Raw genomic sequence first — 23,248 nt, forward strand, 5'->3', positions numbered from 1 at the left:
CGTGTGTTATTCTGCAATTGTCAGTTTGATGCCTGCCGGCTCAAGTTCGGCCACAAGAGCATCGCCCGGCGATTTATCCGTGATGATCGCATCGAAATCGCCAAGATCAGCCATTACATGCAGGGCCGTGCGGCGGAAACGCTGATGATTGACCAGCAGGCATGTGCGAGTTGCCGACGCTGTCATGGCGCGCTTGGTGCGGACGACGTTTTCATCCATATGATAGACGAGACGCCCATTGACCGCAGGCGCGGAAATGAAGGCAATATCTGCGCTGAGTTTTGACAGGGCTTCCTCGGTCAGCAGGCCAAAGAACGCATTGAACTTTGCCGAAAATACGCCGCCGAGCGCGATCAGGTTGATGCCGCCTTCGCCCTTGAGATTTTCGATGATGACCGCATTGTTGGTAATCACCGTCAGCGGGCGCTTCTCAATCAACATGCTTCCGAGAACCGCAGCGGTGGAACCGTCATTAATCATCACGGTCATGCCGGGTTCGATCAGGTCAAGGGCCGCGCGGCCCATCTCGATCTTGGCTTCATTATCCTGCTGGACGCGAAAACGGAAATCGCTTTCAAACTGAGAGCCAGCATCCATGGTCGCTCCGCCGCGTACTTTGCGCAGCACGCCCGATTCTTCAAGCGAATCCAGATCGCGATGGATGGTCATTTTGGAGACAGCAAAGCGCTCGGAAAGATCATCGAGATCGACTGCATGATTTTCAACCAGCAGATTGATGATCGCCTGTCTTCTTTCATCGCGTTTCACGGAATTTCCGATCTCAGAGCGTGTTTGTTTATCACACAAACTTAAATCACAAAATCACAAAACAATCCATATAAAATGTGATTTTGTGATATTTTATTGATCGGCGTTGTGGCTATTGCAGAAGTACTTTGGCCGTGCGCTCGTCGGTAATCAGGCCATAAAGGCGACCGCTCCTCAGCACCGACCGGATAGCGCCTGCCTTGGTGATCCCGCCAGCAAGCCCGATAATACGGCTCATATCGGCATTTTCGACCGAAGCGGCAATGGTGCGTGCCGTCAACCCTGTTTCAAGCCGCGTTCCGTTGATGTCGAAGAAATGTCCAAGCATTTCGCCGACAGCGCCACGCTCTGCGATCTCTTCCATCTCCGACAGATCGATCACGCCGGATGTGACGAGCTGCGCATGGGCGTCGACAGTACCGATGCCGACAATCTTAAGTTCGGCCTGACAGCCCATTTCAAAGACGCTGGTAACACCCTTCTGGGCCAGTAGGACTTCGCGATCTTCTGCCGTATTTGCAAAGAAAGGCACCGGCATCACATAAGCAGGTCTGCCGGTCTTCTCGGCGATGCGATGCATGACGTCATGTGGATTGGCCGCAAAATTTCGCGTCAGACCACCAAGCAGCGACACAAATTGCAGATCCTTGGCCGCCACGCGCGGCATGTGATTGACCGCTGCTGAAAGCGTGCGGCCATGGCCGAGGCCAATAACCTCATGATCGCCATGCTCGATCTCGCGACGCAGAAATTCAGCACCGGCGGTTCCGAGCGACAAAAGAGGCAAATCATCTTCCCCAAGATCAGGAGCGACTTCGCAGTATTCAAGATTATATTGCTCTGCGAGGCGGTTTTCGAGGTCGATGCATTCGGTGATATCGCCGTCGATTGTTACCTTAACCGCTCCGTCGGCAACGGCCTTGGCGATCAGCCGGTGGGCCTTCACGGAAGGCAAACCCAAGCGTTTTGCAACAGATGACTGGGTCATCCCAGCAATAAAATGGAGCCAGGCTGCACGAAGGGCCAAGGAATCGTCTGAATCTGCCATTTTCGCGCTGCCTGCTCCCGATTCTTTATTCTTTTCTTGTAGTTATATTCTCAAGTCACTCGCGCCTGTGTCAATGTGGGGTGCCCAGAAGGCCACACTTTCTGCAATCTGCGGGATAACTTCACGGTCGTTTGGCTCGCGTTCCTTGAACGAGAGTTCGAGGCAGATTTCGTTATCCACTGCACCGCCTTCGGCAAAAGCCTTCAGCAACGGTTCAGGCTGAATGCGGCCCTTGGCATTGAAAGCAGCCGTGAAAGGACGATGACCGCCCTTATCCATAAGGCTCTGCTTGATGTGAATGATCGGTGAGACCTTGGGCACGGCGCGCGCCCATGCATAGGGGTCAAAATCGCCCGGGTTGGCGGATGTGACATCGCCGTGATCGATGTCGGCCATCATCCACATTGGAACTGCCATATTGGCGGCCGTCAGCCGATCCTGAAGCTTGATGCTTTCAGCGATTGTGTCTCCAAATTCACGACCGATGCTCATTGGTTCCCAGAAGACATATTCGAGACCGGCACCTCGGGCATGTTCGGCAACTTGCGCCCAGCAGTCGATCGCAATCTTGATCAGCTCTTCGCGGCGTTCAGGATTGTCAAAATCCTTGTAGGTGAAAATCGCAAACTGTGTGCCGACCGACTTGCCGCCGAGATCGCCAATAATATCGGCAAATGTCTTGAACCAGTCGATGTAATAGCGACGAACTTCGGCATCCGGATGACCAAAGTGGTTGAGGCGGCCATAGGGGCCAGTCATGCCGGACGTTACGCGAACACCGGTGCGCTCTAAAGCCTTATCCATGTCGCGCGTTAGGCGACGAATGGTAGAAGCCTGCCAGCTCGGATTGATGAACTCGTGCGTGAGCTGCAGATCGCGTAGCCGCAGGTCGCGCGCAACGGTTTCGATCAGATCATCCGGCTCTGCAAAGCGGTTAACAAGCGGATTGGTGTTCAGCGAAAGCGTAAGGGCCATGGTGTCCTCGGATGTCGCGCTTTATGCAGCAAGTTTGGCGTTCTCGAACCATGCAATGAAAGCAGTGCGTTCGGCTTCGGTCAGGTGCAGATAGTGCTTGGTGCGGCGGTATAGAATATCGTTCGCCGTCTTCGCCCATTCTTTCGAAATGAGATAGCGAACTTCAGCCTCATAGAGGTCACCGCCGAAATGCTGTCCAAGACCGTTAAGATCGGATGCACCTGCAACGACGTCCTTGGTGCGGGCACCATAGAGACGTCCGTAGTGATGGACGAGCTTGCGCGGCATCCATAGATAACTGTCGCGGAGGCTATTTGCGAAGGTTTCGTAATCCGCATTCGGGATTTCGCCGCCTGGAAGCGGTGCACCATGAGTCCAGTCTCCGCCCATATTCGGGAAGATATGTTTCAAGCGATGCATACCGCGCTCTGCGAGCTCGCGGAATGTGGTGATCTTGCCGCCAAACACATTCAGCAGTGGCGCGTCGTTGGTCTCATCCAGATCGAATACATAATCGCGAGTGACGGCTGATGGATTGCCCTTGCCGTCATCAAACAGCGGACGCACGCCGGAGAAGCTGTGAAGCACGTCTTCGCGGCGCAGCTTTTCCTTGAAATAGCGGTTTACTGCGGTGAGCAGGTAATCGATTTCTTTTTCGTCTGCGCTGACGTCTTCGGCACGGCCTTCATAAGCGATATCGGTGGTGCCGATGAGCGCCTTGTCGCCTTCATATGGATTGATGAAGATCACGCGCTTGTCGTGGTTCTGAACCAGATAGGCATTTGCACCCGACCAGAACTTTGGCACGATGATGTGGCTACCCTTGACTAGACGTACATTGCGCGAAGAATTTGAGCCAGCGACATTGGTGATAACGTCTGTAACCCACGGACCTGCGCAATTGACGATACAGCGCGCGCGGAAGCTGCGCACTTCGCCAGTATCGCGGTTTTTGGTTTCAACGACCCATCCACCTTTTTCGCGACGTGCGGAAGTAACTGGCGTACGGGTCAGAATGGTCGCGCCTTTTTCAGCGGCGCCTACAGCATTTAGAACGACGAGGCGGGCGTCATCAACCCAGCAGTCGGAATACTCGAAGCCCTTGGTATATTGATCGAGAATAGGAGTGCCTTCCGGGTCGCGCTTCAGATCAAGTGTGCGGGTTCCGGGCAGTTTCTTGCGGCCGCCAAGATGGTCGTAAAGAAACAGCCCAAGGCGGACGAGCCAAGCCGGACGATCCTGCGGGCTGTGTGGCAGAACAAAGCGCATCGGCCAGATAATATGCGGTGCCGCGTTAAGCAGAACTTCGCGCTCGATCAACGCTTCGCGTACAAGGCGGAATTCGTAATATTCGAGATAACGCAGGCCACCATGCACCAGCTTACCTGAGCGGGACGAAGTGCCTTCGGCGAGGTCGTCTTTTTCCGCGAGCACAACCTTGAGGCCGCGCCCGGCTGCATCACGAGCCACGCCCGCGCCGTTGATCCCGCCACCAATCACAAACAGATCGTAGATTTCCGGTTCAGCCATTTCATGCTCCTTCGGATGCCGGCATTCCGGCAAAATAATAAGTAATTTCAGCCGATTGTCTAATTATCTATCAGCTGCAAGCTTGTCCCAGATAGGCTCTAACGCCAGTCTAGCGTCCTTGTAGGCCGTGAAGAGTTCGTCATAGCGTTTTGCGTGCACTTCATCAGGCGCTTCGGTGGCGCCAAGCAGTGGGGTCACCCATTCAGCTATACAGTCATCCATGGAGTTATAAGCGCCGATCGCAACCGCAGCCATCATGGCTGCCCCTGCTGCTCCTGCTTCTTCACGAGATGAAACGCGTACAGGTGCGTTGACCGCTGCAGACAAGGTGCTGCGCAGTGCGCGAGAGCGTGCAGCACCGCCTGTCAGGCGCAATTCGGCGGGCATATCACCCATGGCCGCATAGCAATCCCGTGTCGCCATACCGAGACCTTCGACCACGGAACGAACCAATTCTGGGAAACGATCGCGGCTTGAAAGACCGATAAACCCCGCGCGGGCAAAAGCGTTGACAAAAGGCCCGCGTTCTCCGGCTTCCGAAATATAAGGATGGTAAAGCAGCGCGCCGGGCCGGCTTGCGTTAAACCACTCATCCAGGCGAGGGATCAGATCGCTCAGCGAGACTTTTTTCTCTTCCGTCGACATGAGGTCGGCAGCAATCTGCAGAATCCAGTCGATGTTGATCGTTGCACCCATGTTGGTCTGAACCTGCGTGACGATGCCCGGAATCGGCAGAGCAATGACGTAACCCGTACCTTCCGCATTCAGATGAATGTCGGAAACTTGTTTTGCGCGCATATGCACGCCGGTCGATCCGATCGTCGAACAGCCCGCATCGGCTGCACCACAATAGACGCCCGCTCCAAGTGCGGTCATCACCATGTCGACATAACCGAGGCTAACTGGCGTTCCGGCCAAAAGACCTGTCGCCGCGGCTGCTTCGGGGGTTAGCGGATTCTGGTTCTGAGTGCCGTCCACGATTTCGGGCAGTAAACTGCGGCGCTTTTTAAGGCCGAGAGCTTCAATAACCACATCGTCATATTGACGATTGCGGAAATTACCGAAGGTGAAACTGGCTTCTGAGGGGTCTGTGGCGCGGATACCTGTAAGGTTGAGGTAAAGCCAATCCTTGCAATGAAGGGCGACTTCCGCATTGTCGAGCAGTTCCGGCACAAAACTGTCCATATGCGCCATCTGGGTACCTTGCTGGCAGGTATTGAGGCCTGTGCCGGTCGCTTCAAAGCGCGCGCGGTTCATCGGCCCTGCTGCAAGTCTAGTGACTGTATTGGCCGCGCGGGCGTCGAGCCAGATCCAGGCATCACCAACAGGCTTGTTGTCTCGCCCGACCAGCCATGTACCATCACCCTGGCCGGTGACAGAAACAGCCGCGGTGCGCTGGCTTAAGTTTGGAATTTTCTCGGCAAGGCCACGCAATGCGCTGGCGCAGTCTTCCCACGTTTGGGAAAGCGACTGTGTAACTGCGCCATGTTCGCCGGTTTCATATTTGTTTCGGACAGCTGCCGAATCGAGTTGTCGACCGTTAAGGTCGAATGCCACAGCCTTGACGACGGATGTGCCCGCGTCGATGCCGATGATTATATCACCTTGACCACGCATGACTTGATTATGCTTTCCCGATGAGGTCCTTGGCGGACATTTGGATTCCTCCCGCGACGAAATTTGTCGCTCGCTACCCACGTTTTTAATGAAAATGGGCCTTCGCTTATGATCGAGATAACATAACGATAACGACCTGTCTGTAAATTTTTCGTGGGTAAGCATTTTTTTTCACCAAAAGGTGATTATGGTGAAAATTACGGGTCGAACCTCAACTTCTTTGTGGATGGATTAGCTTCTTCTGCTGGAAGAAAAGAGGTGATTTTTGCGTATATATGATTGTTTTTCAATGATAAAAAATGGAAATAGTATTTTTTGCAAAGCCATGTATTGCCGGTGATAGCTTTTAAAACCAAGTCTCTGCGTAACATTCGCAGCGGTGAAATTAACGGCAGAATGGTCAGTTTTTAGCCTGAAGCCGTGCGAAACTCGGGGCGCTACAAAAACATCCGATTGACAGTTATAGGTGTTTATAACATCATTATTGAAGTTGATAACATGTCGCTACCATAGCATATGGTCGCGGCGCATCTGTTTCCATGCTGCGCGGAGGGGCGGGGCCAGGGAATTATGTGGAGGATCGTCATGCATAAATTTGTTACTCCCATATCCACCTGCTCTGGCTTCCGTTTGGCTGCTGCTGGTCGGGTGCTTTATCGCGAATGCAGTCTACAAGCGGTATGAATTCAGCCGCATAATCCGTTTTTTACAACGACAATCCGGCAGAATTTGCTGAAGGCGTTTGATTATGAGTACACAAGCTAATCAAGTTTCACAGAAGCCCGCCAAGCTGAACCGCGCAGTCCTCTGGAGTGTGGTCGCTGCGGTCGTGGTTGTCGGTGCGATTGGATTTGACACGAAAGTCGTGAAGATCGGCTCGGACGCTGATGTGCGTCAGCAGGTTTTCTCACCTGATGCCTATGGCGCATCTGAGTTTCCAAAGGTCAAGGCAAGCGTTGAAGAACGTGCCGCGGATGCTGTTGAAGTTGGCACCGCACTTGCTGCCGATAAGGATGCAGCCGGTAAGAAATATGGCGTCGGCAGCGTGAACCCGGTTATCCCGGTCAAGTTCACTGGCACTGTCGAAGAACGTAAGTCGAACTATAATGTCATCAAGGTCGATGGTTTCCCTGAAGGCATGGCAATTCGCGTTCAGACGGGTCCTGCCGTAAATGGCACCGATCTGCGTGATGCAACCGGTACAATCGAATTTGGTCAGTTCAAGAACCAGATTGAGTTCCAGAACGCCGGTTCCGCTCTCAACAACGAGATGAAGAAGCAGGTTCTCGAAAGTATCGATGTCGATAATCTCGTCGGCAAGACAGTTTCAGTCACGGGCGTTTTCAAGCTGGTCAACCCGAAAAATTGGTTGGTTACGCCAGTGGGGTTTGAAGTAAAATGACCGTTCAAGCCAAAGTTGAAGGCAAGCACGGCGAGGTCGTTCTTTCCGCACATGATGTCGCTAAGGCCTATGGACGTATCAATGCGCTCAAAGGCGTGAACTTTGAAATCCGTCGCGGTCAGGTCACAACGCTTTTTGGCGAAAATGGTGCTGGCAAGTCGACGCTGATGAAGGTCCTGTCGGGTGTCATTCAGCCAACTTCGGGCACGATCATCCTTGATGGCGAACCGGTCGTGTTCAATTCTTCAACCGAAGCACGCGACCGTGGCATTTCGATTATCCATCAGGAGCTGAGTCTCGCGCCCAATATGAATGTGCGCGACAATATCTTCATGGGACGCGAAATTCGCAGTGCAACGGGTGTCAATTTTGCAGAAGAAGAACGCCTGACCCGCGAACTTCTTGCAGAACTTGAAGAAGACATCGATCCGCTAACCCCTGTTGAAGAGCTTCGTCTTGGCCAGCAGCAGGTTGTCGAGATCGCGCGTGCGCTTTCGGTCAATTCGCGCATTCTGATCATGGATGAACCGACGTCAGCGCTTAGTGCTTCGGAAGTTGAGGTGCTGTTCAAGGTCATTCGCGACCTGACAGCGCGTGGCGTGGCGATTGTCTATATCTCTCACCATCTGGAGGAAGCACTGCAGATCACCGATCATGCCGTGGTTTTGCGTGATGGTACCATGACCGCATATGCACCGCGTGCCGATATTGATCTAGAATGGATCGTTCGCAACATGGTGGGCGAAAACTTCGATCTTGGTTCGCCTCCGGCCGGTTACGAATGGGGCGATGTCGCACTTTCCGTGGAAGGTCTGACGGTTCAGGACAAGTCCGGTGACTTCGCACTTGTCGACAATATGTCATTGAATGTTCGTGCCGGTGAGATCGTTTGTATTTACGGCCTGATGGGTGCGGGACGTACCGAACTTCTTGAAACGGTAGCAGGCCGCCTCAAGGCGAATTCGGGCAGCATTCTGCTTGAAGGCAGGGATGTCGCAGGCCTCACAATTGCCCAACGCATTGATCAGGGTCTTGTTCTTGTGCCGGAAGACCGTCAGCGTGATGGTCTAGTGCAGACGATGACAGTTGGCCGCAATCTTTCGCTCGCAAGCATTGGCGAAATGACGAAAGGCCTTTTCACCTCGACAAAGCGTGAAAAGAACATCGTAGATCAGTCGATCAAGAATGTTCACATCAAGACGGATGGTGGCGAAGCCGCAATCGGTTCGCTGTCTGGTGGCAATCAGCAGAAGGTCGTTATTGGCAAGATGCTGGCGACAGAGCCAAAGGTTATCCTTCTGGATGAGCCAAGCCGCGGTATCGATATTGGTGCCAAGGCGGAAGTCTTCAAGCTGCTGGCCGAAAAGGCAAAGGACGGGCTTGCAGTCGTCTATACGACATCTGAAGTTGGCGAATGCCTCAGCATCGCTCATCGTATCATCGTTATGCACCGTGGACGCATCTCGGCCGAATTCGGCTCCGATGTCTCCAAGGAAAAGATCATGGCCGCCTCGGGCGAGTCCATGGTCGGTCACTAAAATAGTTATGGAGCACTGATAGAATGTCAGTCACGAGCACCAACGAAAAAAAGGCGGCGTCCACCGGGACAAAGCGCAAAACCAGCATCGTGCATTTGCTGCTCGAAGGCCGTGCGTTCTTTGCGTTGATTGCGATCATCGCAGCCTTTTCGTTCCTTTCGCCTTATTACTTTACCGTCAATAACTTCCTCATCATGTCCTCGCATGTGGCCATTTTTGGCTTGCTGGCGATTGGTATGCTGCTGGTCATCCTCAACGGCGGTATTGATCTTTCGGTCGGCTCTACATTGGGTCTTGCGGGCGTTGTAGCGGGCTTCCTCATGCAGGGCGTCAACATTCCGGAACTGGGTGTTATCCTTTATTTCCCGGTTTGGGCGGTTGTCATCATCACCTGTGCTCTGGGCGCCTTTGTTGGGGCGGTGAACGGTGTTCTGATCGCTTATCTGCGCGTTCCGGCCTTCGTGGCGACGCTCGGCGTGCTTTATTGCGCACGCGGTGTAGCATTGCTGATGACCAATGGTCTGACTTACAACAATCTTGGCGGTCGTCCTGAGCTTGGCAATACGGGGTTTGACTGGCTCGGTTTCAACACGCTTTTTGGCGTGCCGATTGGCGTTCTGGTACTTGCTGTTCTCGCCATCATCGTTGCAATCGTACTCAACCGCACCGCATTTGGCCGCTGGCTCTATGCTTCGGGCGGTAATGAACGTGCAGCTGAATTGTCGGGCGTCCCAGTGAAGCGCGTGCAGATCTCTGTCTATGTGATTTCGGGCATCTGTGCTGCAATCGCTGGTCTGGTTCTGTCATCGCAGCTGACGTCCGCGGGTCCGACCGCAGGCACCACTTACGAGCTGACGGCAATCGCTGCTGTCGTGATCGGCGGCGCAGCGCTTACGGGGGGACGTGGTACAATTCTCGGCACGCTTCTCGGCGCCTTTGTTATCGGTTTCCTTTCCGATGGCCTCGTTATCATCGGCGTATCGTCCTATTGGCAGACCGTCTTTACGGGTGCAGTGATCGTGCTCGCAGTTCTGCTCAACAGCATTCAATATTCCCGACGTTGATAATTACGGCTCCGTCCACCGTTCCGGGCGGAGCCGGTTCTTCGGGGGTAGCGAAAACTTTCCAAGACGGCGATCTAGCTTGAAACTCTCGCCCACTGGAAATGGTCACGCCGGGAAACCGGCAAAACTCAACGATAATTTTACGGGAGTGAGATATGTTTAAGAAGGGTATGCGCGTTCTGTTTGCTGCCGCTGCAGCATTGCCGCTTATCGCCAGCACCGCATGGGCTGAAGGTCTGATCTCGATCGTGGTCAACGATCCTTCGAACCCATATTGGTACACCGAAGGTGAAATCGCCAAGAAGACCGCTGAAGGCCTCGGCTATTCAGCTGTTGTTGGCGGCCACAAGGGCGACACCAATACCGAAAGCAACCTGATCGATACCGCGATCACCAACAAGTCGGTCGCGATCATTCTCGACCCGGCAAATGCTGATGGTTCGGTCGGTGCAGTCAAGCGCGCTGTCGCAGCTGGCATTCCAGTGTTTCTTGTAAACGCTGAAATCAACCAGGAAGGCCTCGCGAAGGCACAGCTCGTTTCCAACAACGCCCAGGGCGCAGCACTCGGTGCAACACAGTGGGTTGAAAGCGTGGGTGAAGAAGGCAAGTATGTTGAGCTGTTCGGTTCGCCGTCGGACAATAATGCTGCCACCCGTTCGAACGGCTATGAAACTGTTCTTTCGCAGTATCCAGACCTCGTAAAGGCTGGTCAGGACGTTGCTAACTGGAACCGTACCCAGGGCCACGACAAGATGCAGGCTCTTCTTCAGGCAAACCCAGACATCATCGGCGTTATTTCAGGTAACGACGAAATGGCTCTCGGTGCGATTGCTGCTCTGAAGAAGGCTGGCAAGCTCGATAAGGTCAAGGTTGGTGGTTTTGACGGATCGCCAGACGCAGTTGCTGCGATCAAGGCTGGTGAACTGCAGTACACTGTTCTACAGCCTGTTGCTATCTTCTCTGAAGCTGCCGTCAAGCAGGCCGACACCTTCATCAAGACTGGTAAGACCGGCGTTGACCAGGAAAAGCAGCTTTTCGATTGCTTCCTGATCACCAAGGACAATGTCGACAAGTACACTGCTCCGTTCGTTCTGGAACAGTAAGAACTGAAAGATGGAGCGCGGGCTTGGTCTCGCGCTCCTCTCTCTATTTTTCGTACCGATGCTATGAATCGGGACCGGTCAATTATTGAGCGGGCTGGGGACGAGTGGTAAGCATGGTCACAAGCAACAAAGCAAGCATAGACAACTTGATGACAGAGCAGGTGCCGAACGATAGTCGGCATGCACGTCAGATGGTTCGTCGCCAGCAAATTGCTGAAATGATTATGTCGGAAGGATCGGTGCGGATCGAAGATCTGACTGAACGTTTCGCAATCAGCCTCATGACCGCGCATCGGGACGTGGATGAGCTGGTCAGTCGCGGCCTGTTTCGCAAATCACGCGGTATTGTTTCCGCAGCCCCCACTAGCCTTATTGAAGCAAGCGATCTCTATCGAGTTGCGCGTCAATCTGAAGAAAAGAAACTGATCGCTGAAGCCGCGATGCAATTCGTAGAGCCCGGTCAGGCCATTTTCTTCGATGACTCAACAACTGTTCTTCAAATGGTTCCCTATCTTGCCGATAAAGGACCGCTGACGGTTATTACCAATTCGCTGATCCTGATGAATGAAGTGCGTGACATGAAAGATGTCACGTTGCTCGGTCTTGGTGGTCAGCTTTACAACTGGTGCAACGCCTTCGTCGGCAGCATGACGATCCATGAAATCCGCCGCCTGCGTGCTGACGTGGCTTTCATTTCGATCGCTGCAATTACTGACGATCTGCTGTTCCATCAATCTCCGGAAATGATCGAAACAAAGCGCGCCATGCTGGAATGTGCTGCAAAGCGTGTGCTGTTGACAGATCACACGAAATTCGAGCGCCGGGCGCTACACAATTTCGGCGCACTCAATGATTTCGATGTGGTTATTGTCGATGACAAGACTGCACATGAACATATTGAACGCATGCAGGCGCAGAACATCAATGTTGTTATCGCCAGTTCTGGCGGAACAAGAGAATAAGCTTCAGTACTTCATCGCATACATATCAGGAAATACGTTCCATGCCGTCTCTGTTGGGAATTGATAGCGGACTGACCGTCACCAAGGCCGTAATATTTGACGTTGATGGCTCGACGCTTGCCGTTGCCCGCCGCCGCGTCGCGCAATCCTTCCCACGCCCTCGCCATGTCGAGCGCGACATGGATGAATTCTGGAATGCGACTGCAGATGCAATTGCTGAAGCACTCTCAAAATGTGGACGCCCTGCATCAGATATTCTTGCTATTGCAACCACCGCCCATGGTGACGGCATCTACATGCTCGATAAAGATCGCCGCCCGCTTGGTAAAGGCATTCTGTCACTGGATAGCCGTGCCGTTGATGTGGCTGAGCGCTGGTTGAACAGCCCTGTCGCAGAACAGTCGATTGCGATCACCGGTCAATTGCCACACGCCTCTGCACCGTCCGCCATTCTGGCCTGGGTCAAGGAAAATGAGGCCGAACGCTATGGGCGCATCGGGCATGTGGTTGCATGTAAGGATTGGTTGCGTTTCTGTCTTACGGGCGAAGTCGGCACTGATCGCACCGAGGCATCGACGTCTTTCACTGATTACAAAACGCAAGACTATTCCAAAGACGCGCTCAAATTTTTCGGCCTTGAAGCACTTTGGGATGCGCTGCCGCCGATGTCGCGCTCGGATGAGATTGTTGGTGGTGTTTCGCAAGAATGCGCAAACCGTACCGGGCTTGTTGCTGGGACACCTGTTGTTGGCGGCCTGCATGATGTGACTGCTTCTGCGCTGGGTGTTGGCGGTCTCAAGATTGGTACAGTTGCGGTTGTCGCCGGGACCTATTCGATCAATGAAACGCTGTCGTCTAAGCCCAATGTCGATAAGAGCTGGTTCTGCCGCAATGGGATTGCGCCGGGAGAGTGGAACAATATGTCCATCTCACCTGCTTCCACTGCAAATTACGACTGGTTTCTCGACAAGCTCTGCCCGGCGGAACGTCTTGAAGCTGACAAAACCGGTCGCTCGATCCACGATATGCTTCGCCCGGAAATCGATGCAGCACTGGCCAAGCCTTCAACAGCTCTTTTTCATCCCTATCTGTTTGGCTCGCCTTTCGGTGCGATGGCTAGTGGCGCGTTCTTCGGCCTGCGCGGTTGGCAGGAACGTGGCGATATGCTGCGCGCGGTCTGGGAAGGCATTGCCTTTAACCACCGTATTCATGTCGACCATCTGAAAAGCGGTTTTGAAATTTCCGCGGCGCGTCTGACCGGCGGCGTGTCGCGCAGTCCATCTTTTGCGCAGATGTTTGCCAATGTGCTGGGGATGCCGGTCACGGTCACCGATACGGATGAGGCGGCAGCATGGGGTGCGGCACTTTGTGCAGGTAAGGGCGCTGGCGTTTTCACAGATGTTTACAGCGATCCGCGTGATCTTGATGCAATTGGCCGGACTTATACACCGGATGCGGCGCGCAGCGAGCAGTATGAAAAGCGCTACGCGCTATTCAAGGAAATCGCATCTGCACTTGGATCGATGTGGCCTAAGATCGATGCTCTGACGGATTGAAATCCAATGCGCCTCTAAGCGCACCGAATATGTAAAGACAGTGAAATGAACGATTTCGTAAACAGCGCTCAAATGAAGAACCGCATTAGTCAACTCGAAGCTGATGGTGTTGATGTGCTCATCCTGGGTGCGGGTATCAATGGCGCGGGTCTCTATCGCGATCTGAGTGAACAGGGTGTGAGCTGTTTCATCGTCGATAAGGGCGACTTTGGTTCCGGCACGAGTGCTGCCCCATCACGCCTCATTCACGGCGGCCTCAAATATCTCGAAACCGGAGAATTTGGTCTCGTGGCGCAATCAACCGTTGAGCGTAATATCCTGCTCAAAAACGCGCCGCATAATGTCCGGCCGCTGCCGACATTTATTCCTGTTTTCTCCTGGACCAAGGGTATTGCCGCAGCACTTCGTACCTTGTTCGGCTCAACTACAGCACCGCGCAGCCGTGGCGCGGTTCTCATCAAGATTGGTCTTGGTCTTTACGATTATTTTGGTGCGCGTGAACGCGTTATGCCAAAGCATAATTTTCTCTTCAAAAAGAGTGCCTTGAAGGAAATGCCATACATGACGCCGTCTATCGTGGCGGGTGGCATTTATTATGATGCATGGGTGAGTAAGCCGGAACGTCTGGTTTATGAGCTTGTCAGCGACGGCGTGAAAGCCAATCCAAAGAGCGCAGCAGCCAATTTCAGTTCCATTGTTGCAGCCCGTGACGGGGCCGTGAGCTTTGAAGGGCCGGATGGCGCTGCTTTCACGATCAAGCCAAAGATCGTCATAAATGCCGCTGGTCCGTGGATCGATCATGTCAACGCGGCACTTGGCAAAGAAACCAAGATGATTGGCGGCACCAAGGGTTCGCATATCCTTGTAGATCATCCCGAGCTGGTGAAGAGCCTGAAGGGCCGGATGATCTATTTTGAAGCCGATGATGGTCGTATCTGCCTTGTCTATGATTATCATGGTCTGGCGCTGGTCGGTTCGACGGATATTCCGGCAAACAATCCGGATGAGGTTTTCGCGGAAGACAAGGAAATCGATTACTTTATCGAGAGCCTGCGTTCGCTGCTGCCGAAGCTGAAATTTGATCGCAGCCAGATCATTTATACCTATAGCGGCATTCGCCCGCTGCCTGCCTCCAATGCGTCGGAGCCGGGGCTTATAAGCCGTGATCATTCCGCACCGGTTATTGAGCCGGATGCAGGCCGTCCTTTCGCGATCATCTCGCTGGTTGGCGGTAAGTGGACGACGTTCCGCGGTTTCGCGGAAGAAGTGGCAGATACGGTACTCAAGCGCTTTGGTCGCGAGCGTCTCAAATCAACCCGCACTTTGACCATCGGCGGCGGCAAGGATTACCCGGCCGATGAGAGCGCACGCGCCGCATGGGTCGCGAAACATGCCAAGGAAACCGGGCTTGCAGTCGAACGTGTCGCGACACTTTTGCAGCGTTATGGCACGACTGCTCTGCCGATCATTCAGGACGAAGCCAAAGTTGGCGTTACACTTCTGCCCGATACAGACAGCATCAGCCGTGCGGAAATTGCGTGGATTGCGCGAAATGAGCTGGTGGTGCATCTCTCGGACGTTGTTCTGCGACGTACAACACTGGCAATTGACGGGGCGCTGTCGAATGCCAATCTTGCGGCAATCTCCGACATTCTCAGCGTTGAATTTGGTTGGGACGCGGAGCGTAAGGCGCAGGAGCTCGAGCTTGTTATTGCCGAGCTTTCCAAACGCCACGGCATGAAGCTTGGCGATCAGCCAGCGAAACGCCGCTAACGCGCATTTTTGTCTTAAAACCGTTTCAAACTTTCCCGGGCGGGCGCTCAAGATCGGCATTTTGCCATTTCTTTGCGATGTCGCAGCACTATCTTATGCACGGACAGGAGAACGCTATGGAAATCAAAAGAAATGGATCTGCGCCATCAAGTGTGGGTCCTGCAGACTGGTTCACGGGCAAGGTTCGCATTGACCCGTTGTTTTCGCCCAATGAAGCGAGGCGCGCTGCAGCGGCTACCGTGACATTTGAACCGGGTGCCCGGACCGCTTGGCACACACATCCACTGGGCCAGACACTGATTGTTACCGCAGGTTTGGGGTTGGTGCAGCGTGAGGGCGGACCGATTGAAGAAATCCGTCCCGGCGATGTCGTCTGGTTCGAACCAGATGAAAAGCATTGGCATGGTGCTTCACCAAAAAATGCGATGACCCATATTGCCATGCAGGAGCAGCTCGACGGTAAAGTCGTTGACTGGATGGAGCATGTGACGGACGCTCAGTATCCGAGTGTCTAAATGAAAAAAAACGGGCCATTGGCCCGTTTTTTTAGATCATGCTCAACTGCACGCCATAGGGGGGCAAAGTTATAGTCTTGCTACCTGCAACCACCGCATCTTGTTCATGTTGTGAAATATTGACCAGCCAGACTTTCTCTTTTACCGCCATTGCCAAAACGTCCGATGGACGCGAGGACTGACACAGTTGGAAGTTTTTCCCGGCAAGCTGTGCAAGCACTTTTACAGTGTTGAACAAAGGACGGTTGTTACCAATAGCGACCGGTTCATTATCATCCGCAATGAGCCCAAAAGGCCCGGTGAGGGCTGAAAGCGTAAGGCTGTCGAGACCAGCATTCAGCACCGATATGGCATAGGCCAATGCGAAGCTTTCCGCGAACTTACCATTATGGCGCGGATCGCGATTGGCCATCGCAATGCGCTTGCCATTAGGGTTTCCCATCGTTCTGCTGCCATAAGGATTCTGGCGCATGGGGATGGTCGATGGCCCGATGCGATAGGGCTTGTCGCCGTAGATCGCGCGCACTGAACGGGTAATGAAAGGCAACGCCTCCAGTGTTTGCATAACGCTCAGATCATCAGCGGCATGAACAATTGGATTGGTGCAATGGGTGACGAAATCAACAAGCTCGCCCGGAATGCGCTTGCGATTAAGTTCGGTGAAATAGCTCAGCATTCCGCCGCCAAGCCGCACATCCGGGAATGCTGCTCTTGCTGCCGCATAAACATCTTCAAGCGGCGGGCAGGGTGGCCATTCGCTACCGGGTGGTGTTGATTGCCGATCTATAGCCGGTGAAATTATGACCGCATCCGGGGTAAAACCAGCCGCTTTCATAACAGAAGCGATTTCTGTCGTCTCTTCGATGAGCGATTTCGCGCAAGGCAATGCAATTTCGAGCGAAACGCGTCCGCTATGCTTCGCTGCCAAGGCTGCAAAGTCTGCAAAGGTTGAACCATTGTGCCCTGCCAGTTGATCGTAATGAAACAGCAGATCCTGCGGACCAATCTCCTGCAATAGATCGATTGCGGCGAGGCTTGCTTTGGCTTCTTCCGGTGTGATGATAATGCCGATATTCGGCATTCTGCCGCTTATGTCACCAAGCGTAATGCTCACCGGCTCCGCATAACGGGTGTGATTTAGTGTCGCCGCGCGCGTGTCGGAAATGTTGAGCACGATGCGCTGATGCTGGGGCTTGGTGGCTTCGATCTGGTAAGGCCATGGCAAAGCCAGCGGACGAACATAGGTTTTGTAAGATGCATCTGACCAGTTGCGCTGATCTTCCATCTCAAACGTATCGCCTTCCATGCGGCATTCGGCCGTAACGCCAGGCATGGCCTCATGCGTGATCGCACGCATGTCCTTGAAAGGCTGCCATGGCTCGATCAGATCGGGTAAGCGGGTCTTGTTGAGCGTGCCATCAACATGTTCGACGCCTACAGGTGAGCCAGCCACGCCGACGATTGGATGCAGGATGCAAAAGCCGCAGCGGTTGGTTTGAAAGCCTGTCGCTGTATTCGCTACGGCGTCGAAAGTAAGCGTACCGCCACTCTCTGCCTGAATGCGGACATCAATGGTGAGTTGGGTCGCATCCGGGCCTTCGCAACGTGCCTGATAGGTGACGATGAAACCGCTGTCGTTTTGCTCGACGTTCAGATCATGGATTTCCGGTTTATAGGTTCCCCAGTCTCGATCCCGAACGAGATAGGAGACAGCGCGCAGAACTTCGACGCCGTCGTAAGTGATGGTGCGAAGATTGCCGTCGCTTAAATCCAGGCCGAGTAAGCCCGCTTTTAGGTGCGTTGGCTGAGCTTCGGCTTCTCGCGTTCCATAGAGCAGGAAAGGATCGACGTTGCTCATTTGAGCAACGCCGTAATGTCGACGCGGTTGCCGCTTGTGGCACTCTCATAAGCGGCTTCTACAAGCGCGAAAGTCTTGAGATTATCTGCACCCGACGTCGAGGTTTCTTCGCGAGATTCCAGCTTGTCCACCCAATGCTGCTGAATGGCAAAAACGCTTTCCTGAATATTGTGCCATGGACGTGAGGCCCATGAGAGCAGTTTTGGCGATACGTCGGAAACCGTGGTGCCGTTCGGCGTAATCACTTCAAGGCGATAACCCTGATAAAGCCGGATCGAACCTTCGGTGCCATCTATTTCAATGAGCGTTTCCGGAAAAGGATCGGTTTCGAGCTTGGTGGCATAGCTGACGTCAACAATTGAAGTAGCGCCATTTTCATGGTCCATGAGAATAGTTGCTACATCTTCCCCCTTGATCTTCGGGTTCACACGCTTTGTGCGAGCAACAACGGTGGTCACATCGCCTAGAATGAAGCGTGCAATATCAAGCGTATGAATGCCTAAATCTTCGATGATGAAGCGTTCGCCTTCTGCAAGATATGGCTGGCCGGAAAACACGTCGAAGCCCGAGCGGAAGGAGAAACGTCCCCAGAACGGCGTGCCGATGACGCCACTGTCGACTGCCTTGCGCACCGCCTGTATAGGCGTCTGCCAGCGGAAGTTTTCATGCACCATGAGCGGAATACCTGCTTCATCGCAGACCATTACCATGGCCTTCGCATCATCAAGCGTTTTGGCAAAAGGCTTCTGGCAGATTGCTGGCACCTTGTGGGCGGCAGCAAGTTCCACCAAAGCACGATGGCTTGAAACTGTGGTGGCGATATCGACAAAGTCGATGCCGCCATCTGCAAACAGCGCTTGCGCATCCGTGTAGCGGCGTTCGATGCCAAACTGGTCGCCGACAATCTTCAACCGCTCAGGATCGCGGTCGCAGATTGCCACGATTTTGGCACCCGAAACGTCATTCCATGCGTGCATCTGGTTGATTGCGAAGAAACCGCAGCCGATCAGAGCGCCATTCAATTCTGCCATTTACTGAGCCTTTATCCTGCTTTTGCCATTTGCATGAGTGTAACGCGCTGCTGGAGGCGGCGCTGTGCCTGATCAACCACCACGGCAATGATGATTACAAGGCCCTTGATGACCATTTGCCAGAAGGACGATACGCCCATCATGACCAGACCGTCGGAGAGAATACCTATGACAAAAGCACCGATGATTGTGCCGCCAATGGTGCCGCGTCCGCCTGACATTGAGGTGCCACCGAGCACGGCTGCTGCAATGGCATTCAGCTCGAACGAGTTGCCGGTTGCTGGATGCGACGACATCAGTTCGGACGAGATGATAAGCCCGGCGATCGCAGCACAGAAGCCCGAAAACATATAAACGAACATTTTTACGCGGTCGACACGGATACCCGACATGCGTGCCGCACGTTCATTGCCACCGACGGCGAAAATCTGGCGACCAAGCGGCGTGTATCGCGCGATATACGCCGCAGCCAATGCAACGACGATCAGAATCCAGATTGATACCGGAAGACCGAGAATGCTGCCAGATCCGAGAAACGCGAAACCAGTTGTGCCTAGGTCTTCGCGTCCTACAAGGTTCGGGAAGGTCTGGCCGTCCGAGGACAGTAGTGCCAGACCACGCGCTACATAGAGCGTTCCGAGTGTCGCGATGAAGGGCGCAACATTCAGTTTGGTTATCAATAGCCCGTTTATGAAGCCGACTGCTACACCGACAGCCAATGTGATCAGCGAGATTTCGATGATGTTGAAATAGATAGTATAACCGATGCCAAGATCGATACCGTAGATCAGAAGTCCTCCGGCAACCATGCCGCAGAGCCCGACAATGGAGCCGACGGAAAGGTCGATGCCGCCTGTGATGATGACGAAGGTCATGCCCATCGCAAGAAATGCGTTAAGCGCAACGTGCTTCGACATTAGGATCAGGTTGGCTGCTGATAGGAAGTTCGGCGCTGCAAACGAGAAAAAGATGAACACTGCAAAAAGCGCGATGAAGGTTCTCAGTTTCATTAGCGTCAGCAGGGCCGAGCCGCTGTTAAAGGCTGAGTCAGTGGCGGCCGTCGTCGTGTTGGCTGTCATGACGCGAGTTCCTTTGGTTGTTTGTTGTGGTCGTTGTCATGTGTGTGTCCGTGGCCCTTGGCCGACGCCGTGATGATGTCGGCTTCCGTCGCCTTATCGCGATCGAATATGGCAATCAGCTTCCCATTGCTGAGCACCGCGATGCGATCAGAGAGCGCCATGACTTCTTCCAGATCAGAGGTTGAAAAGAGAATAGAAAGCCCCTCGGCAGCGAGCCTGCGCATTGTGCGAAAGACATCCGCCTTCGCACCCACATCGATCCCGCGCGATGGCTCATCCATTAAAAGAACTTTTGGATTGGTCATCAGTGCCTTGCCGATGACGACCTTCTGCTGATTGCCACCAGACATCGAAGTGACTTCGAATTCTGGATTCGGTGCTTTGATCGAAAGGTCTTTGATGGCCTGTTGAATGGCCTGCTTTTCACGCTTTGACGTGATGTGGAAGAAACGAGCCAGACGGTCGAGGCTCGCCAGTGTCAGATTGCTGGCAATCGACAAAATCTGCACTAGGCCTTCACGCTGGCGATCTTCTGGTATGAGGGCGAGACCACGCCGGATGCGACGGGTCGTATCGCGCTCCTTCACTTCCTCGCCATCGATATAGATATGGCCGGTGGAATGCCCATGTTGGCCCATCACACATTCGAAAAACTCGGAACGCCCGGCGCCCATAAGGCCGTAAATCCCCAGAACTTCGCCAGCGCGCACAGTAAGCGAGACGTTATCAACGGCAAGGCCGCCAGTCGCACGCGGGAGAGTGATGTTTTCAGCGCGAAATCTTTCGGGGCCAATCGTGTGGGTCACAGGCTTAGCAAAATCCTTTGCATCGGAGCCGATCATCGAACGCACGATCCATTGCGTATCGATATTCTTGATCTCTTCCTGGCCGGTGATTTTTCCGTCACGCAGAACCGTGATGTGATCGCCAAGCCGCATCAGTTCTTCGAGACGATGCGAGATATACACGATTGCTACGCCCTTCTTCTTCAGCTCCGCGATCACCTTGAATAGAATGTCAACTTCGGCTGCAGAAAGGGCAGATGTCGGTTCATCCATGATGACGATCCGTGCATCGAGCGAAATCGCCTTGGCGATTTCGACAAGCTGCTGCTGACCGATCGGAAGATCCGCGACGAGCGTATTTGCACTGATACCTGCGTCAAGACGGTCGAGATATTCATTGGCCTTGACGACCTGCGCCTTGTGATCAATGCCGCGCAAACCGCGTGTGATCTCGCGTGTGGCAAAGATGTTCTCTGCCACCGTCATGTTTGCAAATAGGTTAAGTTCCTGAAAGATCATCGCAATGCCGCGCTTCTGCGCGTCGGCGGGGCTGGCGAATGACACGTCCTCGCCGTCGAGGATGATCTTGCCCATTGTCGGACGCTCAACGCCCGCGATGATCTTCATCAGCGTTGACTTGCCAGCACCGTTTTCGCCGACAAGCACATTGACCGAACCACGGCGCAATTCAAGGTTGGCGCGCTTGACCGCGACAATCCCCGAATAGACCTTGGAAACATCCTCAAGCTTGAGAACGATATCGTCCTTTGGGTTTAATTCCGTCTCCATCGCTTATTTCTCCAAAGAGATAGAAACAGGCGTGACAAGCGGAAGTTGGCCCTTCGATGGCAACGGGAAGGCACCTTCGGCTTTCACCTTCATTCCAACCAAATCTTCGCGTGGGAGCTTTGAGAGAACATCGTCATTGACGCGGGTGTTAAACGCCTTGCCAAACTGTGCCCAGTCGATCTGATTGCGAAACTCGTTGAAGTTCACAAAGGAAAGGCTGTCGCGGATTGCGCTGCCGCGAACGGTCGGCCCGATCTGCACACGTGCATCGGCCTTGCCGTCGCCATTGCTGTCAACATCAACATAGGCTGCGCGTGATTTCGTTTCTGCGGCGACCACCGTACCTTCAAGCTTGGCAGCAAAAGTCCAAGGTGCATTCCCCTGTTTTTCGCGATGACCGTATTTCGCTCCTGCGGCATCTGCATCTGAGCTTGCTGCCTGCATCACTTCATCGAGTGTTGAGGTTTTCTCAACAAAAAACGGTTTCACTTTTGAATCCCAGATGTCGGCAACCGAACGGTCGGGATTGAAATTATCGCCGCGTGCTTCTGCGGCTTCTTCTGCTGTCGGAGTCTTGATGATCTTGCAGCCCGAAAGCGCGACACCGCAGGCCAGCAGGATAAAGGAAGCTGACTTCAGCACTGACATGAATTTATCCTCGGTATCAAAGCATGTCGCGAAAAAATAGGCACCGGGCTTATGCGAATGACATGCGTGAAAACAAAGACCTAAGGCGCGTCGCCTCGTTGTGGAAAACACAACGCACTTTAGGGGTGTATTTCGGGAGCGCTAACACTTGTTGGCGCTCCCGATTTCGCAAGCCTTGGGAGTTAGTCCTTCAAAGCGAAGGTTTCGAGCTTGTCTGCATTGTCAGGATTGATGAGGACGCAGTCCATCAGCTGCTTTTCTTCAGCAGGTCCCTTACCGGTCTTGATATATTCGTCAGCCTGTACGACAGCCATCTGTGCCTGAGCATAGGCTGGCTGAAGAACAGTTGCCTTGATGCCGCCAGCCTTGATGGAGTCGCGAACATCATTGGAGCCGTCAAAGCCGACAACGATCACGTCCTTGCGACCTGCAGCTTCAAGCGCTGCCCATGCGCCCATCGCCATGGTGTCATTGCCGGAAATCACGCCCTTGATGTCAGGATTTGCCTGCAAAATGCTCTGCATCTTAGTGAAAGCTTCAGTCTGGCTCCAGTTTGCAGACTGTTGCGCAACCATCTTCATGTCTGGATATTCGTCGATGACGTCGTGATAGCCCTTCGAACGGGTGCCAGCATTGAGATCAGATTCGCGACCGAGCAACTCGACATAGTTGCCAGCTTCGCCCATCAGCTTGACGAATTCTTCAGCGCCGAGCTGAGCGCCCTGATAATTGTTGGATACGATCTGCGAAACAGCAACACCCGAGGCGTTGATTTCACGGTCAATCAGGAATGACGGGATCTTCGCGTCTTTTGCTTTCTGAACGGCGGCAATCGATGCTTCTGAGCCAGCATTGTCGAGGATGATAGCCTTTGCGCCACGGCCGATGGCGGTATCGACGAGCTGCGACTGCTTGGTCGCATCGTCATCATGCTGAAGGATCAGCGTATCGTAGCCAAGTTCCTTGGCTTTGGCTTCAGCGCCGACGGCTTCAGCCTTGTAGAATGGATTGTCGTGCGATGGCGTGATGATCGCGATCAGATCAGCAGCCCATGCCGGCATGACTACGCTGCCTGCCAATGTTGCCGAGACGGCTGCAATCGCAAAACCGCGTGCGATTTTCCTGCGTGTAAACTTCATGTAGACCTCCCAATAAGCCCCGTTTCCCAAAAGGGCGAAAAAAGGGGGCGGGTTGCGCCCCCAACTGA

Annotated in this window: 19 protein-coding genes; 8 read left to right on the forward strand and 11 right to left on the reverse strand. The window is 53.7% G+C overall.

All coding sequences use genetic code 11. The features are described 5' to 3' along the window. Positions 1-6: 6 nt before the first annotated feature. The 5 genes from KMS41_13015 to KMS41_13035 all read right to left on the reverse strand — a co-directional run bounded on the left by KMS41_13015 (position 7) and on the right by KMS41_13035 (position 5,938). On the reverse strand, positions 7-768 hold the full coding sequence (locus tag KMS41_13015; protein ID QWK79839.1) for a DeoR/GlpR family DNA-binding transcription regulator: 762 nt from the start codon (positions 766-768) through the stop codon (positions 7-9). Between the two features lie 112 nt (positions 769-880). Next, the gene (locus tag KMS41_13020; GenBank protein QWK79840.1) at positions 881-1,816 is read right to left on the reverse strand and encodes a sugar-binding transcriptional regulator; all 936 of its coding nucleotides are present in this window, start codon (positions 1,814-1,816) and stop codon (positions 881-883) included. Between the two features lie 42 nt (positions 1,817-1,858). Then, complete coding sequence (locus KMS41_13025) at positions 1,859-2,791, reverse strand: sugar phosphate isomerase/epimerase (protein QWK79841.1); 933 nt, start codon at positions 2,789-2,791, stop codon at positions 1,859-1,861. Positions 2,792-2,812: 21 nt separating this feature from the next. Further along, a complete protein-coding gene (locus tag KMS41_13030; GenBank protein ID QWK79842.1) occupies positions 2,813-4,321 on the reverse strand; it encodes a glycerol-3-phosphate dehydrogenase in 1,509 nt (502 codons plus the stop codon). A gap of 63 nt (positions 4,322-4,384) precedes the next feature. Continuing rightward, the gene (locus KMS41_13035; protein ID QWK79843.1) at positions 4,385-5,938 is read right to left on the reverse strand and encodes a carbohydrate kinase; all 1,554 of its coding nucleotides are present in this window, start codon (positions 5,936-5,938) and stop codon (positions 4,385-4,387) included. 748 nt (positions 5,939-6,686) lie between these two features. On the opposite strand from KMS41_13035, the gene KMS41_13040 reads away from it, so the two are divergent. The 8 genes from KMS41_13040 (at position 6,687) to KMS41_13075 (ending at position 15,851) form a co-directional block, all read left to right on the forward strand. Continuing rightward, entirely contained in the window at positions 6,687-7,340 is a 654-nt protein-coding gene (locus KMS41_13040) for a DUF2291 domain-containing protein (protein QWK79844.1), read from the forward strand. Beyond that, positions 7,337-8,878, forward strand: coding sequence for a sugar ABC transporter ATP-binding protein (locus tag KMS41_13045; GenBank protein QWK79845.1), 1,542 nt, complete (start codon positions 7,337-7,339; stop codon positions 8,876-8,878). Before KMS41_13040 ends, KMS41_13045 begins: the two co-directional genes overlap by 4 nt. A gap of 23 nt (positions 8,879-8,901) precedes the next feature. Next, positions 8,902-9,942, forward strand: a complete 1,041-nt coding sequence (locus tag KMS41_13050) for an ABC transporter permease (protein ID QWK79846.1) — start codon at positions 8,902-8,904, stop codon at positions 9,940-9,942. A 155-nt stretch (positions 9,943-10,097) separates the two neighbouring features. Further along, on the forward strand, positions 10,098-11,045 hold the full coding sequence (locus KMS41_13055) for a D-ribose ABC transporter substrate-binding protein (protein ID QWK79847.1): 948 nt from the start codon (positions 10,098-10,100) through the stop codon (positions 11,043-11,045). A gap of 113 nt (positions 11,046-11,158) precedes the next feature. Beyond that, entirely contained in the window at positions 11,159-12,007 is an 849-nt protein-coding gene (locus KMS41_13060) for a DeoR/GlpR family DNA-binding transcription regulator (GenBank protein QWK79848.1), read from the forward strand. Positions 12,008-12,048: 41 nt separating this feature from the next. Beyond that, positions 12,049-13,563: a carbohydrate kinase gene (locus KMS41_13065; protein ID QWK79849.1), complete on the forward strand. Its 1,515-nt coding sequence runs from the start codon at positions 12,049-12,051 to the stop codon at positions 13,561-13,563. A gap of 45 nt (positions 13,564-13,608) precedes the next feature. Next, positions 13,609-15,336 carry a glycerol-3-phosphate dehydrogenase/oxidase gene (locus tag KMS41_13070; protein ID QWK79850.1) on the forward strand — a complete coding sequence of 576 codons (1,728 nt, stop codon included), beginning with the start codon at positions 13,609-13,611 and terminating at the stop codon, positions 15,334-15,336. A gap of 116 nt (positions 15,337-15,452) precedes the next feature. Continuing rightward, positions 15,453-15,851, forward strand: a complete 399-nt coding sequence (locus KMS41_13075; GenBank protein ID QWK79851.1) for a cupin domain-containing protein — start codon at positions 15,453-15,455, stop codon at positions 15,849-15,851. Positions 15,852-15,882: 31 nt separating this feature from the next. Here KMS41_13075 and KMS41_13080 read toward each other — a convergent pair whose 3' ends face one another. The 6 genes from KMS41_13080 to KMS41_13105 form a co-directional block, all read right to left on the reverse strand. After that, a complete protein-coding gene (locus KMS41_13080; GenBank protein QWK79852.1) occupies positions 15,883-17,709 on the reverse strand; it encodes a hypothetical protein in 1,827 nt (608 codons plus the stop codon). Continuing rightward, positions 17,706-18,740: a Gfo/Idh/MocA family oxidoreductase gene (locus tag KMS41_13085; GenBank protein QWK79853.1), complete on the reverse strand. Its 1,035-nt coding sequence runs from the start codon at positions 18,738-18,740 to the stop codon at positions 17,706-17,708. The genes KMS41_13080 and KMS41_13085 overlap by 4 nt, the downstream gene beginning before the upstream one ends. An 11-nt stretch (positions 18,741-18,751) precedes the next feature. After that, entirely contained in the window at positions 18,752-19,819 is a 1,068-nt protein-coding gene (locus KMS41_13090; protein QWK79854.1) for an ABC transporter permease, read from the reverse strand. Beyond that, positions 19,816-21,393 (reverse strand): sugar ABC transporter ATP-binding protein, encoded by a 1,578-nt coding sequence (locus KMS41_13095; GenBank protein ID QWK79855.1) that lies wholly within the window; start codon positions 21,391-21,393, stop codon positions 19,816-19,818. Before KMS41_13095 ends, KMS41_13090 begins: the two co-directional genes overlap by 4 nt. Positions 21,394-21,396: 3 nt before the next feature. After that, positions 21,397-22,041, reverse strand: a complete 645-nt coding sequence (locus KMS41_13100; GenBank protein ID QWK79856.1) for a DUF2291 family protein — start codon at positions 22,039-22,041, stop codon at positions 21,397-21,399. Between the two features lie 182 nt (positions 22,042-22,223). Further along, positions 22,224-23,180, reverse strand: coding sequence for a D-ribose ABC transporter substrate-binding protein (locus KMS41_13105; protein QWK79857.1), 957 nt, complete (start codon positions 23,178-23,180; stop codon positions 22,224-22,226). Positions 23,181-23,248: the final 68 nt, after the last annotated feature.

Origin of the sequence: Ochrobactrum sp. BTU1 (assembly GCA_018798825.1) — a bacterium.
GTDB lineage: Bacteria > Pseudomonadota > Alphaproteobacteria > Rhizobiales > Rhizobiaceae > Brucella.